The sequence below is a fragment of the Escherichia sp. Marseille-Q3837 genome, assembly GCF_916618735.1.
GTDB classification, from domain to species: Bacteria; Pseudomonadota; Gammaproteobacteria; order Enterobacterales; family Enterobacteriaceae; genus Escherichia; species Escherichia ruysiae.
Window position 1 is genome coordinate 4,533,247 of sequence record NZ_CAKAKC010000001.1, and the last position, 15,991, is coordinate 4,549,237.

14 protein-coding genes are annotated in these 15,991 nt (G+C 52.7%); all 14 read right to left on the bottom strand.

Translation table 11 applies throughout. From position 1 onward, the window contains the following. Positions 1-14: 14 nt before the first annotated feature. On the bottom strand, positions 15-818 hold the full coding sequence (locus LG381_RS21730) for a TagF domain-containing protein (protein WP_225762950.1): 804 nt from the start codon (positions 816-818) through the stop codon (positions 15-17). Further along, complete coding sequence (gene tssM / locus LG381_RS21735) at positions 818-4,684, bottom strand: type VI secretion system membrane subunit TssM (RefSeq protein ID WP_225762951.1); 3,867 nt, start codon at positions 4,682-4,684, stop codon at positions 818-820. Before tssM ends, LG381_RS21730 begins: the two co-directional genes overlap by 1 nt. Continuing rightward, positions 4,684-4,971, bottom strand: a complete 288-nt coding sequence (locus tag LG381_RS21740) for a hypothetical protein (protein ID WP_225762952.1) — start codon at positions 4,969-4,971, stop codon at positions 4,684-4,686. Before LG381_RS21740 ends, tssM begins: the two co-directional genes overlap by 1 nt. After that, positions 4,968-5,654 carry a hypothetical protein gene (locus LG381_RS21745; protein ID WP_032224542.1) on the bottom strand — a complete coding sequence of 229 codons (687 nt, stop codon included), beginning with the start codon at positions 5,652-5,654 and terminating at the stop codon, positions 4,968-4,970. The genes LG381_RS21740 and LG381_RS21745 overlap by 4 nt, the downstream gene beginning before the upstream one ends. Positions 5,655-5,661: 7 nt before the next feature. Continuing rightward, on the bottom strand, positions 5,662-6,978 hold the full coding sequence (gene tssL / locus LG381_RS21750) for a type VI secretion system protein TssL, long form (protein ID WP_225762953.1): 1,317 nt from the start codon (positions 6,976-6,978) through the stop codon (positions 5,662-5,664). Continuing rightward, on the bottom strand, positions 6,975-8,318 hold the full coding sequence (gene tssK / locus LG381_RS21755; protein ID WP_000118769.1) for a type VI secretion system baseplate subunit TssK: 1,344 nt from the start codon (positions 8,316-8,318) through the stop codon (positions 6,975-6,977). Before tssK ends, tssL begins: the two co-directional genes overlap by 4 nt. A 3-nt stretch (positions 8,319-8,321) precedes the next feature. Further along, positions 8,322-8,855, bottom strand: coding sequence for a type VI secretion system lipoprotein TssJ (gene tssJ, locus LG381_RS21760; protein WP_032224536.1), 534 nt, complete (start codon positions 8,853-8,855; stop codon positions 8,322-8,324). Positions 8,856-8,922: 67 nt separating this feature from the next. Continuing rightward, on the bottom strand, positions 8,923-9,408 hold the full coding sequence (locus tag LG381_RS21765) for an Hcp family type VI secretion system effector (RefSeq protein ID WP_000312804.1): 486 nt from the start codon (positions 9,406-9,408) through the stop codon (positions 8,923-8,925). Between the two features lie 171 nt (positions 9,409-9,579). Beyond that, positions 9,580-10,032: an STY0301 family protein gene (locus tag LG381_RS22460; protein WP_333643398.1), complete on the bottom strand. Its 453-nt coding sequence runs from the start codon at positions 10,030-10,032 to the stop codon at positions 9,580-9,582. 12 nt (positions 10,033-10,044) lie between these two features. Further along, on the bottom strand, positions 10,045-10,452 hold the full coding sequence (locus LG381_RS21770) for a BPSL0067 family protein (protein WP_000332237.1): 408 nt from the start codon (positions 10,450-10,452) through the stop codon (positions 10,045-10,047). Positions 10,453-10,502: 50 nt separating this feature from the next. Beyond that, positions 10,503-12,017 carry a type VI secretion system contractile sheath large subunit gene (gene tssC / locus LG381_RS21775; protein WP_000245851.1) on the bottom strand — a complete coding sequence of 505 codons (1,515 nt, stop codon included), beginning with the start codon at positions 12,015-12,017 and terminating at the stop codon, positions 10,503-10,505. A 24-nt stretch (positions 12,018-12,041) separates the two neighbouring features. After that, complete coding sequence (gene tssB / locus LG381_RS21780) at positions 12,042-12,587, bottom strand: type VI secretion system contractile sheath small subunit (protein ID WP_000996814.1); 546 nt, start codon at positions 12,585-12,587, stop codon at positions 12,042-12,044. A 60-nt stretch (positions 12,588-12,647) separates the two neighbouring features. Next, entirely contained in the window at positions 12,648-12,938 is a 291-nt protein-coding gene (locus LG381_RS21785; protein WP_225762954.1) for a hypothetical protein, read from the bottom strand. A 218-nt stretch (positions 12,939-13,156) separates the two neighbouring features. Next, complete coding sequence (gene tssH, locus LG381_RS21790; RefSeq protein WP_225762955.1) at positions 13,157-15,790, bottom strand: type VI secretion system ATPase TssH; 2,634 nt, start codon at positions 15,788-15,790, stop codon at positions 13,157-13,159. Between the last annotated feature and the right edge of the window lie 201 nt (positions 15,791-15,991).

Sequence of the window (15,991 nt, forward strand, 5' to 3'; positions counted from 1 at the left end):
CTACACGTTTATCGTCATATTTTTGTATAGCTATTCTCAGCATTCGTGGCACATGATTTTTTCTCCAGCCGTAGCGCATCCACATACCGCCCCTCGCTGTTCTGCTGCCAGAACCAGCCCTGCCCTTGTTGTGCCTGTGTCAGCATTTTGTCCGGCCAGCCCGGCCACGGCAGGTGCCGCACGCCGGGCAGTTCCACTACCGGTGCGTCCGGCAGGCCGGTGAGTTCCCGGCTGCGCTGCGGTACACGCCGCAAACCACGCAACCACTGCGCCCAGCGCGGCCCCGGTCGCCACATCGCCCACAGCTGGTCTGCCTGCTCCGCCAGTCGCCCGCAGCGTTCTGTCTGTGGTGAGACATGTACTGCCGCCAGTCTTGCCAGCCAGTACAGCCAGCCTTGCGTTTCATCCAGACTCTCTTCCAGCCATTCCCGTCCGGCACGCTGGTAAATCACCAGCGGCCACGGCCTGCCCGTGCTGTCTCGCGAGGCGGTCAGTACCCCTGTCAGCCATTCATCACGCCCGCCAATGGGTAAAAACCTCGGCGACAGGACGAAGCTCCACGGCAGCGGATGGTGCTCCGGCAGCACCGACTTTTCACGCGGTGATAAGTGCATCCAACCGTCATTCTCTCCCGTCGTCACGGCATCCGTTCCGTCCGGCAGTACAATATGCCGCCCCTGCCCAAGCCACGTCTGCTGGTTCAGCCACGCCTGCCACACCTGTCCTTCGTTCGCGCTCACCCGCCAGCGCACATAATCACGCTGGTCCGGCAACCTACCGAACATCGCCGGGGTCGATACTGCCGTAGCACGGCGCATTAGAGCGCCCTCTCCGGGCAGGCGAAACGTTGCAGTAGTCCCCGGTTCACCGGGTCAAAGTCTCTCCCGGCGGTGATTTCCAGCACTACCCGTCGCCCATCAAAACTGTACTCCACCTGCTGCGTTCCCCGTACCGCTGTATCCTGCGCGTTACCCGCGTCCAGCAGGTGAAACAGCGCCCACGGCCCGTTAGTCAGCAGCGTCGAGGTGTCCTGGCGGATGCGCGGGCTAGCGGTAATTTCCGCCATTGAGCCATTACGCGGTCCAGGCCAGCTTACTTTCAGCGCCCTGACCGGGCCGTGAGCGTAACGCAGCACCTGCCCATCAATGTCAATCACCAGCTCGGTGATGGCCGGATCCATATCCACGACGCGGACCTGCATCGCCCAGGAAAACTTTTTCCCGCCTTCCCCGTTAAAAAAGACGCGGCGGATTTGTTCTGCCTCCTGAAACGGCACCAGATCTGGCCCGTGCAGCGTCATGTTGCCTTCGGTCGGTTTGTAACGCCACGGATTGCTGGCAATGTCCGCCAGCGGGGCCAGTTGTTTCGTCCAGAACGCATCCAGCACGCCGCCGCTGGCAAAGATACGGTTAAAATCGTCCGCGCTGACCTCCTGCGGGCTGTCGGTAAAGGGATAGCGCCCGTCAATGGCGTCACGGCACTCATCACCGATCACCGCCTCCATTTGCGCATTCAGCACTTCACCCGTTCCGGCATTGATTTTGCGTGTCCCCTGTAGTGTTAAATCCAGCAGAATATTTTTCAGCGGCGCGGGTAGTTTTGCTGCCTCCAGTTGAAGTTTATCCGCCGCCGAAATGCGGCCCGGTAATGTGCTGGCCGCCAGTGCACTGTCTGCAATGGTGAGCTGGGTGTAATATTCATTGAGCATCGTCAGCAGCGAATTAAGCTGTGGTGCACCGCCCCCTTGTCCGCTGTCCATACGCCCGGAAACAACTTCCCGCAATGCGGCAAAACGATCATCCACCAGCGTTTTCTCCAGACGTTCTTCTGGATGGATGTCCTGGAACAGCTTCGCCGTCTGTACCACTTTTCCCGCATTACCGGAAAGCCGATCCTGCGCTCGCTGGGCCATCTGCTTTTGTCTGGCCTGTGCATCCAGCGGCGGTACCAGGGTGGTCTGCTCCACCACGGCTTTACTCAGCCGCATCAACGGTGAATCTGGCGAGGCCAGGGTACGGAGCACCTGAAGATCATAGGCCAGCCCCGGACCACCGTCCTCCCCGGCGCTGTTGATGCTGTGAATACTGACCAGAAAATCCTGCCACCGGCGGGCATATTCAGTCAGGTACAGGCGACGGACTTCACGGGTAACCGGGAGTTCCTGTCCCGGTAGCTGACTCATTACACTCTCAGTCGTTTTTTTTTGCGCATTTTCCCGCCCCATCACCCAGGCATCATTCGCTGACGCTGCGGCAACAAATTCAGGCAGTCGTTTGTCGAATAACTCCCGGTAGCCTTCGCGGGTGAAGATGCCCGGTACGCCCCGATCCAGCGGCGCGCCATCCGTGCGAACAAAGACGGTTCCAGCATCTGCCCCTACAGCGCGCACCAGCGAAAACTCCTGCGGTGCTTCACTCTCCATAGAAGCCAGTGCACGGGCATAGATACGCTCAGTGCTGGTGTGTCCATCGAGGAAAGTTCGCGCCTGGCGGATCAACCCCTCATCTTTTTCGTAGGGCGAATGCACTACGCGGCTACCGTCAAACAGAGCGTCGATATGTTCCAGCACGGCTGCACGACCACCAAACTCCGCCACGCTGTCGCGGTTGTCCAGGTCATTCAGTACCCATGAGTGAATTTCCGCCGCGTTGTATTTGTCCTCGTGGTCTTTATCGAGGTTCAGCAGCAGATAAACATGCAGGGTGTCATAGGCGGCTTTGCTGTTCTGACGTGCTATCGCATCCGAAAGCACATATTCCATGCGTTTCACCAGCGGCGGCAACAGCAGCTGGTCCAGCAGGCGGTCGTACAGAGAGGCCACACTCTCCATCACCGGCGGAACGCTGTACAGCCCGTAACGCCAGGCCAACGGCGGTGAGTCCGGATCCAGCCCCGGCCAGGCAGAGAGCGCCCGCGCCTGGTTCAGTAATGCGGGAACCGGGTGCATCGCAGGTTTTCCGGTATAGGCTTTGACATCAGTATCCAGTTTAGCCGTCCGGGTGGCGATTTCATTCAGATACCCGTTGTTACCCTGCTGGCTGCCCTGCATTCCCTGCCATAACCAGAAAGCCAGCGCCAGTACCAGCAGATGCCCGCCGGTACGCAGTAGCCGGTAACGCCATGCCCACTGGAGATTCGGCTCCACCAGGTGCGCTTCGCGGAAGATTAACTGTTTCAGTAGATCGTGGAGAAAATAGCTGCGGTTGCCGTCCGGCAGGGTATGAGACGGTGAATCCGCCTTCCCTTTTATTGCCCGGACAAAACGCGGCCAGATGCCCGTATGGTCTGCCACGGCGTCCGCCTGCGCCTGTGCCGCGCTGGTGAAAAATACGCCGCGCAAGGTGTTGTTAAGCTGGGTGGCATCGAATTTTGAATCGAGGAAGATCTGTTCAATGGCTTCCAGCAATGGCGCACCCAGCGCGGCAAATTCACGCGGGAAGCGATACAGCCGCTGGCGGCTTTTAAGGTCGTACTCTTCCTGCAACCGGGTATCCAGCCCCTGATCCAGCCGCAGCGTCAGATTTGCCAGTTCCTGCCCACAGAGCGCATGTCGCGACTGCAGATCTGCGGAATTACGTTTCCGGCTGTAAGGCAAAGTAAAGCCCCATACCTGGGTACGAAGGTGACTGGTAAGACCACGAAAATACTCCGTAAAGCCCGGTAACAGATCCATTTTTGTGACAATAAGATACACAGGAAAACGGATCCCTAGCGTCTCTCTCAGTTCTGCCAGCCGTGCACGCAGGGCTGCACAAGTAGCCAGGCGTTCTGCCGATGACTGCGCGGTTAGATCTGCCACGTTCAGCGTCAGAAGCACGCCGTTCAACGGCGCGTTGGGGCGGTGTTTTCGCAGCAACCCCAAAAATCCTTGCCACTCTCCGGCGTTACGCTGTGTCGCGTTCGTTTCGCCGCCATCATCGTGGCGGGCATAGCGCCCAGCGGTATCGATAAGTACCGCTTCGTTGGTAAACCACCAGTCGCAATGCAGCGTGCCGCCACCAGGTACATTCAGGATATGTACGGTCTGTTCCATCTGTTCTGCTAGTGGGAACTGCAATCCAGTGTTGAGCAACGCGGTAGTTTTACCATCGCCCGGACTGCCGATGACCATAAACCACGGTAACTCGTACAGAAAACGCTTTCCTTCCAGTGCCTTACGCCAGAATGGCTGATCTACTCGTAGTTGTTTTAGTTGCCGGATGGCGCGGGTGACAATATTGCTGACGGTGCGCAAATCAGCTTTAATTTCCCCGGCCACCGGCACGTCTTCCCCACGTGGATGCAGGAAACGGCGCAGCAATTGTTCATCCAGGCGCAGCGCCCGCCACAGGCGGTACAGGCCGTATAGTGCATAAGTCAGCAGGATCAGGCCGATAAGCGTCAGACGCAGCCACAGTGGCGCAAACGGGCGAACGTCGCCAAAGGCCAGCAACGGTGACACAAAACCGATGATCAGGCACAGAACCGTAACGCCAATAATGCTCATTGACCAGTTCACCAGCCACAGGATGAGCAGCATCAGTAATAGAACGATGGTCACCCCCCTACTGCTCACGGACACCAGCGGATGCAGGGTGTCAAACGCCACCAGCGGTCCGATAAACCAGACCAGCAGCGCAAGCATCACCACGCCGACAATCGCCAATGCGCGGCGGGAAAACAGCAGACTGAGAAATTTTTGCATTATTGTTCAGAGCTCCATGCGATAATCAGTAATAGCAAAATACCCAGGACTGAAAACCCCTTTCCTGTACGTGATACTGAAAGAAAATAAAGAACAATCTGAATAGCCGCTGAAATAAAATAAATTAATCTTCTGATTACCTCTCTATTTCCATTTCTCTGAGGCAATGCTGTCATTGAAGGCTCCATATCCTGCATCCACTGATACTCATTCCCGGAAAAAAGCATGATAGTGACCAACCCCATAATGAATAATAACCATCCTGTTATCTTAATTATTTCTCTCATGAGGACTCCCAGACAGTCATTAATAAACCAGAGAAATGCAACCATTTGTTGATAATAAAATCGCCATAGCTGGTATCTTGCTTTATTTTTTCCAGACTAAGAGAAATACCTCGATTATAACGAGCTTCAATAATTCTTATTTGTTCTTCTGTCAGGTGAGGTAAGGATACCTGAAAGCCATCTTTTTCAGCCAATTGATAACGATGCCTTGCAGCTAATTTTATATTAAAAACATCATGTTGGAGGTAATTCTCCAACTCACGCAACTGAGAATTATCCATTTTAGTCTCATCAAGCCCGAGTGTTTTGGCTGCAGTTCGCAATTGCATACTCACCGCACCAAAAGATGTTTTTTCTGGTTTCGAAGCTATTGTGATATGTTCATCAACCCACTCAGGCCCACTCCAACTCATAGCACGAAATTCAAATGCCAACGTGTCTACAATCTGAGGATCTCCCACTACTTCAATCCAACAAACTCCAGCAAGCAAGGGAGCAGGTAAATGCCAGGCATTTGCAGCTGCATTGATCAAAAGGCTGTTATGCTTCACCCAACCATCTTTAAAATAACGCCCAAATGCTACTCCTCCCCCCCATTTTTTAGGCGCCAGTTTCCAGAATATAAATTCTGTTACTCCCCACACTGGCGAATGGTTAGACGCATTACACTCCAGCTTTTCCATTATTAATTTACTCCACCACCAGAATTTCTACCCGGCGATTCTGCGCTCGTCCGGTTTTAGTGCGGTTATCAGCCACCGGCACGGTATCCCCCTTCCCGACAACCCGGATTCGACTGGTAGAAACACCACCGGACTTCAACAGCGTAGCCACTTCCGTCGCCCTTTTTTCCGATAACTCTTGGTTAGATGGGAATTCCGCAGAATGGATCGGCTGGCTGTCAGTGTGACCAGTCACCGTCACTGCGCCCCCCACTCGCGCAATCTCGCGCGCGGCCTTATCAATCACCGGGCGGAGCGCGTCATTCACGGTTTTCTGCCCCGGCACAAACATCGTGTCGCCCCGGAAGACCACCCGACTGTGATGCTCATCTTCCTCCACCGTCAGCAAGCCACGGGTGATTTCATTCGCCAGCAGAATTTTCAGCCGCAGTTTATGTACCGGAACCGGTGGCGGTGGAAGGTGTTTACCAATGGCATCAATACGCTGCTGTACGGCTTCTGTGGCGAGACTCATCCGGTAGTTGTAAAAACCAAATAAGGTCAACATCACCAGCAGGGCTATTCCGCCACTCAGCCAGACAGGCACTCGCTGCATCCGCCGAATCCGACCGCCGACGGCACCGGTGAAACCAGGCGAAAGTGTTGGTGTTACCGGATCGCGGCGCTGGATCAGTTGAGTCAGCAGTTGCTGGCGGATATCGTCCAGTTGTTTACGCCCGTCGGGGCGCACGCTGTAACGCCCCTCAAAACCCAGCCCCAGTATGTGGTAAATGATTTCCAGCACATCGCTGTGCTCCTGGAAGCTGGAGGCCAGACGACCAATTATCTGAAACAGCTTGATGCCACCTTCACTTTCGCCATGAAAGGTGATCAGCAGGCTTTTTCCAGCCCAAACCCCACGTCGCCCCCAGCTTGTATTGTTGGCGGCTTCATCCAGCGCCGTACACAAGCAATAGCGAACCGCCAGCACATGCTCGCGGCGCAGGTTTGCCTGGTCGCACAGCGTCTGATATCGGCGAACCTCCCGCTCTAGCAGGGCGCGGTAATGTTCGATAAAACCAGGGGCGAGTTCGCGGGGCATCTGCGCCAGTGCACATAACAGAGGACTTGCCGCCGCCAGCAGGGGATTAGCGGCGGCAGTGATTTCAGCCAGCCGGAGTTTCATATCCGGGCCGTCCTCAACGACCACCTTGCTCTCCTCCTTGCGAAGAGTGTCCTTTATGGCCGCGCCGTAACCGTCATTGTCGGGTGCCTTTCCCCCCCCGGTTGATGGCTGAAATGGCAGGGTATTCGCCGCCTGCGGCGTCAGGATATCGTCGGTCATTTATCACGCACTCCCCACAGAGCCATCTCCAGCCCCGGAAACTCTCCGGCAGTGTGCATGGCCATGCCTCCATAGCGGGCAATATGTTCCCAAAGCACGCCATCGCGGCGAATGTCGTAATAGATGTACCCGGACTGGAACGGAATCTGACGCGGGGGGACCGGCAGCACCTGCAAAGTCAGCCCCGGCAGGTGCGAGCGGATCAGTTCCGGCAGGCGTTCGGACGGCCCGATTTTGGTCTGGGCGGAAAAATATTGCAGCAGGGCGTCGGCAGACATCTGCGCCTTCACCGTCAGCACAAGCGCGCTGAAACCCGATAGTTCGGAAGGTTCAACCACCGCATTGAGGATGCCATAAGCCCCCTCTTCCAGCGGAATCCGCTGCGCCCCCCGGATCAGCACGGCATTCAGCAGGTACTGTACCTCGTCCACCACCGATTTCAGCCCTGCATAAGGCGTCAGGTGTTTATATTCTTTATATTCTTCCGGGCGGCGAGTTTGTGGTCGCACATAGGTCGAGAGTTCACCGGCCAGTTCGGACAGGTTACGATAGAGCACTTCCGGCGACAGCGGCGTTTTCGCCAGATGGATCAGTAATGGGCCAAAACGATTGAGAATTTGTAACAGCAGGTAATCCGACACTTCCGCTGCCTCATGGCCGTGTTTATCACTGCCCGTCAACCGTTCCGCCAGTGAATCTGCGCGCATTTTTATCAGATCGTTGATCCACGACAGCCAGGTGCATATCAGTGAACTTGCCTGGTAGTTCACCACTGGCGGGATCAAATCTTTGTCAAGCTCGATCCGGCCATCGGGATGCAGAGCCGTAATGCGCGTCAGCGGCAGGCCGATCCACGCATCCGTCACTGCTTTTTCCGGCAACAGGCGCAGGCGCAGGTGGCTGAGCTGCAACAATTGTGCGCCACGCCCCAGCGAGTTGGCATCGCGAATTTCATTTTCATGCACCGAAAAGCGCGCCAGCGATTCCGGGTTATTGTCGAAGCTGGTTTCCTCGCTGTTCGGCGTGCGTACCGGCACCGCCAGGCAAATCTGCTGGTTAAGATGCTCCGGCAGAATGGTCAACGGCGGCGGCAGCGGCGTATGGCCCGGCGCATTAAACGGCGTACCGTCCGCAAACACCCCGGCAGCCTCTTTCAGTACCAGTTTGCCGATGTTCAGCGCCTCACTGTCAATGCTGTATTCACTGAAGCCCCAGAAAAAGGGGGAAAGCGGCAGACTGCGGTAGTGAATAACGTGTTCCAGATAGCGTTCCTGCTGCTGAAACATCTGTGGCAGCAAAAATTGTCCTTCACTCCAGACCACCCGGTTATTCCAACTCATAATTTACTCATCCCGTTCTTTAATCACGATGGCGCTTTGCTCTATGTCAGCATCCAGTTCGACTTTTTTCTTCGGCATAAAGCGGCTGTACCAACTTTTTTCCGGTGGATCAGGAATTTTATATGTGGCTCGCCAGACCGATTTTCCCAGATTGCGGTATCCGGCGAGGATCCCCAGCGTGGTGGTTTCCTTATTGAGAGAGCGGCGCAGTTTTTTCTCCTCGCCCGGGCGCAAGATAAAGCTGTCGCGGTGCAGTAAATCATCGGCAAGAACAGCCTTGTCATTGTCCTGAAGTGACCACCAGTCCGCCGCCGTGAAGGCTGCATCATTTTTCAGTTCATAAACGCGTATCTCTATGGGCGCGGCTTTTTTCTGATTGTCAGGATTCACCTTATCGGAAGCCTTAATCACCAGATCGAGTCTTTGTGACATCAGGTCCGGCACGTCGTCGCTGTCAATGCTGCACCCGGAAAGCAGGCAGACAAAAGACAAAGCTACCGCACATAACCACCCGCCGGGGTTACGCCATTTATTCACTATAATTTCCTTTAAAATCAAACAATAAAAACCAGCCCGGCTATTTTCCGGGCCGGAAAAGTACCGCTTAAATTTCTTTATTGGCCTTGAAGTCGTAGCCTGCGGTGATGGTGCCGCCGCTGCCACCTTGCTGGTTCTGCACCACGTATTCCTGCTTCACGGTGCTGAAAGAGAGTTCGACTCTCTCGCGGGAAGCTATCTCGCCCTCCTTGCTACCACTGGGGGAAACCACAGCCACAATCAGGTCAGTAAAGGTGTACTTGAGGTATTCCAGTGGATTGCCGCCTGCTTTACGCATGACAAGGATGGACTTCGGAATATGCTTACCGGAGGCGCAGTATTTGAACAGATTCGGGCTGGCGCGATCGATGTAATGTTCAAACTCCAGGTTAGTCACGGAGACTTTACCGGATCCCAGACCGCTGCCTGCGTGCATGGTGGACTCCTGATGGATATTCCAGCGCCAGCTCAGTACCTCAATTTCATTTTTATGTTTGTCATCCATTGACTCGCCATCAATGCCGTCAATTTTCAGAAAAATGTCATAAGCCATTTTCATTTCCTTATTAAGAATTACTTAAAAATAATCTCTGATTTATCTGTACATCTGGATACAGGTAAATCATTGCCGTACAGAACCCCCTTTCAGAAGAACAGAAGGCTGTATAATTTCCGGTAATGAGATACCGGCATATAATTAATTCATAAACTGAATGGATTATATTTATTTACATATCACAGATACCGGTGACTCTCCTTGTTCCCGCTGACCCGACAGAGAAGATACCTGACACTGTGTCGCCGATGCAGGTACTGGTTGTGATAACCAAACCTGTCCGTGGTTATAAATACAGGAAACCCAGTAACGTTCACTATCCTGATTACTGTTCATTGTGGTATCCCATATTTGCCTGGTTTCACCCTTTATTTTCTCTGTCTCTGGTTTTAGATCTACCCGGTTTTCAGGTTTTCCCTGCGACATCCCTACGCCGTCCAGCCACAGACGGGGTTCATAGCGGGAAGATTCCTGCCACGATGTAGGTACATCCGACTCCAGTACTGTCGTTGAGGATTTTATATTGATAAACACGGGACAACTGACTTCCCACGCTGCAACATATTGTGGATAAAACAATATATAACCCAATAACAGAGAAAAAATAAAACGCGTCTCCATAGCATCTATTCTCTACTCAATAACATAAAAAGCTTCCGCATTATTACTGGCATCAGGATAGGATCCATCACTGCGCATTCCGCCTTTTCTGGAGATTTTGCGCGCCGATACATTCGAGGCTTTACCTGTCCACTGGTCCATAACATAAATATACGAATCATCTTGTTCGAGATAGAAAGCAGCATGTTTATGAGCATCTTCCCTCGGTGGATATTTCCCATTCACAAAAGTCGCGATTGCTGTTCCTCTGCGGATCGATTTATCTCCGAAAACTTTCCGCCCCTGCTTCCACGTTCCGGTATGCCCTACATGTGCATATACCTGAACTAAGAACACACATTCCTTTCTGTCTCCTGCTCCCGCCATTCCCACCATTTCAGTGCCCTGCAATGAATCTACCAGGCCATAAACATATGCCATATCTCCCCCTGAGTATTATCTGACATCATTCATTAAAATATTCATAAAAATCAGGCAGTACCCTGTTTTACTGACGGCAGTTTTGTGACCAGACGCAGCGACCCCGTTAATCCTTCAAGCTGGAAATGCGGGCGCAGGAAGAATTTGGCATCGTAATAACCCGGATTACCTTCCACTTCTTCCACCACCACTTCAGCAGCCGCCAGCGGCCGACGAGCTTTAGTTTCCTGTGAGGAGTTCACCGGATCGGCATCAACGTAGTTCATGATCCATTCATTGAGCCAGCGCTGCATATCTTCACGTTCTTTGAACGAGCCGATCTTGTCGCGCACGATGCACTTGAGGAAGTGCGCAAACCTTGAACAAGCGAACAGATATGGCAACCGGGCTGAGAGATTGGCGTTGGCCGTGGCGTCCGGGTCGTAATATTCCTGAGGTTTTTGCAGCGACTGTGCGCCAATAAAGGCGGCGTAATCAGAGTTTTTGCGATGGATAAGCGGGATAAAGCCATTTTTTGCCAGTTCCGCTTCACGGCGGTCAGAGATGGCGATTTCCGTCGGGCATTTCATGTCCACGCCGCCGTCATCGGTCGGGAAGGTATGACAGGGCAGATTTTCTACCGCCCCACCAGATTCCACACCACGGATCAACGTACACCAACCGTAATGTTTGAAAGAACGGTTGATATTTACCCCCATTGCATAGGCGGCATTACTCCAGACATATTTGCTGTGATCTGCACCATCCGCATCTTCTTCAAAATCAAACTCATCGACAGGGTTTGTTTTCGCGCCATAAGGCAAACGGGAGAGAAAACGCGGCATCGTCAGGCCAATGTAACGAGAATCCTCGCTTTTACGCAGTGAGTTCCACGGTGCATATTCGAGGTTCTGGGTCACAATTTTGGTCAGGTCACGCGGGTTGGCCAGTTCCTGCCAGGAATCCATCTGCAACACTGATGGAGAGGCCCCGGCAATAAACGGCGCATGGGCGGAGGCTGCCACTTTGGCAATGGAGCCGAGCAGATCCACATCCGGCGGGGTGTGATCAAAATAATAATCCGCAATGATACAACCGTAAGGTTCTCCGCCTAACTGCCCATATTCGGCTTCATAAAGCTTTTTGAACATGGGGCTTTGATCCCACGCGATCCCTTTGTAACGTTTCATATTTTTCCGCAATTCATCCTTCGAAAGGTTCATAAAGCGGATTTTTAATTTTTCATCGGTTTCAGTGTTGTAAACCAAATGTTCCATCCCACGCCAGGAGGACTCCAGTTTCTGAAAATCTGGATGACTCAGGATTAGCTTGATCTGTTCCGTTAATTTGAAATCGATCTGCTCAATAATCGCAGCAATACTTTTATAAGCATCGTCACTAACGATGACCGTATTTGTCAGAGCCTGTTGAGCCAGCGTCTGAACTGCCGCCTCAACCGCCTTTGCAGCCTGAGGTGTCTTGGGACGGAAGGCTTTATCCAAGAGCGAATCAAACTCCGTTTCCTGATAGGCAGTGGTTTGCGCAGTAGAGAGGTCGCCAGTCGCCAGAAGAGTATCGTTTACCATGAAAGTTCCTTAATAAAATCGCAGTTAGTCTGCTGTTCCCGTTTCACCTGATAAGACACTTTCCTGTTGAGCGACAGGTTTTGGCGCGCTGGCCAGAGCTTTCAGTAACGTTGGGTCTTGTAATAGTTTGTTGATCAGATTTTCTGCTCCCGCTTTACCATCCATATAGGTTTGCAGGTTGGCAAGCTGAGTACGTGCTTCCAGCAACTGGTTCAGGGCATCCACCTTACGGGCAATCTGCGCAGGCGAAAAATCGTCCATATTCTCTAACGTGATATCGACCATTAACTGCCCTTCGCCCGTCAGCGTATTGGGGACAGCAAATGCCACGCGCGGCGCAATGGCTTTCATCCGCTCGTTGAAGTTATCGATATCAATATCAAGGAATTTACGATCGGTGACCGGTGGCAGCTCTTCGCGTGGTTTACCGGCCAGATCGGCCAGCACCGCCATGACAAACGGCAGTTCGATTTTTTTCTCGGAGCCGTAAATCTCTACGTCATACTCAATCTGCACGCGGGGCGCGCGGTTGCGGGCAATAAACTTCTGCGCGCTGTTGTTGATAGCCATAATCCTTCATTTCCTTATCAGTCAGCCGACGACACCAGGGGAGTGGTCCGACGGTACAGTTTAAAAATCATACGCAGAGAGTATTTTTATAATCTCTTTGTTTTCTTTTTGTTTTTTCCGCAACACAGGGAGTGATTTCTTCGCCGGAGGACACCAGGTATCAACCCCTTTTTCGATGTCTCTTTTATCCTTCTCTGGTAAAGAGCTGTCCCATTCACCAGCAAGATGCTGGCACATTTCCGCATTACTCAGAAAATGCTGCACATCCTGTGGTAAAGGCGGTTCCCCCTGAACACAGGGGGCGAACATCATTAACAGGAATGTCAACAACATCGGATAACGAAATGCCATACTTAATGTCCATCAGTTGACCAGCGCATGAGATATGCTCTGGCGGGAGGGCGATATGTTGCAGAAATACAGCCCCTTGCACGCGCATTAGCAGGCGTGCGCAAAAATTTATCTACCGATGCACAAAAAGCCCCCTGCAAATCATTGGTGGAAGAATCTCCAGGAAAGCGACTAACCCACAATGCACCACTTAATTCTTTTGCAATAAAGATGTTCCATTAATCCGTTTCAAAAATAATCTGTTCATCCTCATCAACACGGATGCAGATTTGCGTGATAGCTGTTTTCTCTGTCATCGCCTGCAACCAGTAACGGGACAGTTGCGGCAGAATATGCTGCTCGATATAACCAATCAGCAAGCGTGCCCCTGTTTCGTGCATCGGGCAGTGCGCCACAATGTGCGTAATGAGTTCGTCGCCATAGATGAGTGAAACGCTATGCTGCTCCGCCATACGATCCATCAGTCTGCCAAGATGCAGACGGGCAATAACACCTCGCGCCTTCTCATCCAACGGCAAATAAGGGATAACCGTCACCCTCCCCAGGAAAGCCGCTGGGAAGTGTTTGCATAACTCCGGCATTAACGCCTCTTTTAGCCCTGCTGAATCGGGCATCAGCGCCGGATCCTCGTAGAGCTGGCTGATAAGCTCCGCACCTGCGTTAGTGGTCAACAACAGCGTGGTATTTTTGAAATCGATGTGGACACCTTCGCCATCCTCCATCGCACCTTTATCGAATACCTGGTAGAACAACTCGTGGACGTCGTGATGGGCTTTTTCAATTTCATCCAGCAACACCACGCTCCAGGGATGACGGCGTACAGCTTCCGTCAACACACCGCCTTCGCCATAGCCAACATAGCCGGGCGGCGCGCCTTTCAGCGTGGAGACGGTGTGAGACTCCTGAAACTCGCTCATATTGATAGTAATCAGATTCTGCTCACCGCCGTAGATTGCTTCTGCCAGCGCCAGCGCGGTCTCGGTCTTGCCAACACCGGACGGCCCGGCCAGCAAAAAGACGCCCACAGGTTTGCGCGGATCGCCTAACCCCGCCCGCGCGGTCTGGATACGCTCACCAATCTGCGCCAGAGCATCCATCTGCCCGGTAACACGTTGCGCCAGGCGGGCAGGCAGTTCCAGGATCTGGCTGGCTTCATCTTTTACCATGCGCCCAGCGGGAATGCCGGTCCAGTCGGAGACAATCGCCGCTACCACCGCCGCATTCACTTCCGGAAACACGATGGGGTTTTCACCCTGCCAGACTCTTAATGCTGCTTCTGACTGTTGCAGTGTGATTTCATCACGCTCGCGGGTTTCTGCAGCACGCTGCTCCTGTAATCTGTTAACCAGCTCTAGTTCTTGCTGCCAGCGTTCATCCGCATCAAATAGTTCTCTTTTCAGCGATATAATCTGCGACGCCAGTGTGTCGCCTCGCTCTGCGCGGATTCCCATTTTTTCCTGTTTTAATAGCAGTTCCTGCTCCATTTCAGCGGCTTTGAGCCGTTGACGCAGAAACTGGATATTCGCTGGTGGAGTGTGCAGCGACAGCGCCACGCGGGCTGCGGCTGTATCCAACAAACTGATGGCTTTGTCCGGTAGCTGTCGAGCCGGGATATAACGGTGAGAAAGCTGTACAGCAGCACGCACGGCTTCATCAAGGATGAGTACGCTATGGTGCTTTTCCAGCGTAGTGACTAACCCGCGTACCATCTCAACAGCGGCAGCCTCTTCCGGCTCTGCCACCTGCAACACCTGAAATCGCCGGGTCAATGCCGGATCTTTCTCTATATGGCGTTTATACTCACTCCAGGTGGTCGCCCCAATCGTTCGAAGACTGCCACGCGCCAGCGCCGGTTTCAGCAGGTTGGCAGCGTCACCTGTACCGGATGTACCTCCGGCGCCTACCAGGGTGTGAACCTCATCGACAAACAGAATCACCGGCTGCGGCGAGCACGCAGCCTCTTCCAGCAGCGCCTTCAGGCGGGATTCAAATTCGCCTTTCATAGACGCTCCCGCCAGCAGCGCCCCGACATCCAGCGACAGCAACCGCACGTTACGCAGTGAGGGCGGCACTTCCCCCTCGGCAATCGCCAGCGCGAACCCTTCCACCACAGCCGTTTTCCCGACGCCTGCCTCGCCAGTTAGCAGCGGATTGTTCTGCCGACGGCGCAGCAGAATATCCGTCATAGTACGAATTTCGTGCTCTCGACCGGTGACTGGATCGATGCCACCTTCGCGAGCCTGTGCAGTCAGATCCTGACAGTATTTCGCCAGCGCGGATTTACTCCCTGCTGATTTACTGGAAAATGCCTGACTGCTTTCTCCCGGAACCGCAGAATTCAAATCCGAACCATCATATGGAATCTCTGATATTTCAGGGGATGATGAGATTAAAGACGGAAGAATATCCAATAGTTCATTTACCGGTAACCCAGCCAATGGCGCACAGATATTTTTTAACACTCGATACAATTCTGGTGTGGTTAACCAGGCTAGTAGTAACCATCCGCTACGAATTTTGTGATCGCCAAAACGGATGCTTGCCAACATCCAGGCTTTTTCAACAGAAAGATCTATATGGTGGGAAAAGTCGCTAATTACGCTAGCTCCGGCAGGCAATATATCCAATTGCTGAATTAACGCATTCTCTACATCAAAAGATGTTATTTGGTAATGCCGAAGAACATGGTGAATATCATTCTCTGGTTGTTGTATTAGCTGATGCAACCAATGCGTTAGTTCGACATAAGGATTAGCGCGTAATTTACAGAACGTTGTCGCAGACTCCAAAGACCTGAATAAAGGTTTTGTTAGCTTTCCATATAGTGCACTGCGTGAAACAGGAGTGTCCATCTGTTACACCTGATGATGTAAGAACATATAAATGATACATAAACATAAATGTACCGATTAGAACTTCTAATTAATAGAATCATCAAAATTCCAGAATGAAACAATGATGCATATCACAGAACGCAATGTAATATAGCGGTTAGTATCTTTTTTATGTTTTTTTTCAATACAGAAAATCAATCACATATACATTATGAATAT

Excerpts from the sequence above, each read along its gene's own strand:
- LG381_RS21730 (WP_225762950.1), bottom strand. The coding sequence starts at position 818 with ATGCGCCGTGCTACGGCAGTATCGACCCCGGCGATGTTCGGTAGGTTG.
- tssM (WP_225762951.1), bottom strand. The coding sequence starts at position 4,684 with ATGCAAAAATTTCTCAGTCTGCTGTTTTCCCGCCGCGCATTGGCGATT.
- LG381_RS21740 (WP_225762952.1), bottom strand. The coding sequence starts at position 4,971 with ATGAGAGAAATAATTAAGATAACAGGATGGTTATTATTCATTATGGGG.
- LG381_RS21745 (WP_032224542.1), bottom strand. The coding sequence starts at position 5,654 with ATGGAAAAGCTGGAGTGTAATGCGTCTAACCATTCGCCAGTGTGGGGA.
- tssL (WP_225762953.1), bottom strand. The coding sequence starts at position 6,978 with ATGACCGACGATATCCTGACGCCGCAGGCGGCGAATACCCTGCCATTT.
- tssK (WP_000118769.1), bottom strand. The coding sequence starts at position 8,318 with ATGAGTTGGAATAACCGGGTGGTCTGGAGTGAAGGACAATTTTTGCTG.
- LG381_RS21765 (WP_000312804.1), bottom strand. The coding sequence starts at position 9,408 with ATGGCTTATGACATTTTTCTGAAAATTGACGGCATTGATGGCGAGTCA.
- LG381_RS22460 (WP_333643398.1), bottom strand. The coding sequence starts at position 10,032 with ATGGAGACGCGTTTTATTTTTTCTCTGTTATTGGGTTATATATTGTTT.
- LG381_RS21770 (WP_000332237.1), bottom strand. The coding sequence starts at position 10,452 with ATGGCATATGTTTATGGCCTGGTAGATTCATTGCAGGGCACTGAAATG.
- tssC (WP_000245851.1), bottom strand. The coding sequence starts at position 12,017 with ATGGTAAACGATACTCTTCTGGCGACTGGCGACCTCTCTACTGCGCAA.
- tssB (WP_000996814.1), bottom strand. The coding sequence starts at position 12,587 with ATGGCTATCAACAACAGCGCGCAGAAGTTTATTGCCCGCAACCGCGCG.
- LG381_RS21785 (WP_225762954.1), bottom strand. The coding sequence starts at position 12,938 with ATGGCATTTCGTTATCCGATGTTGTTGACATTCCTGTTAATGATGTTC.
- tssH (WP_225762955.1), bottom strand. The coding sequence starts at position 15,790 with ATGGACACTCCTGTTTCACGCAGTGCACTATATGGAAAGCTAACAAAA.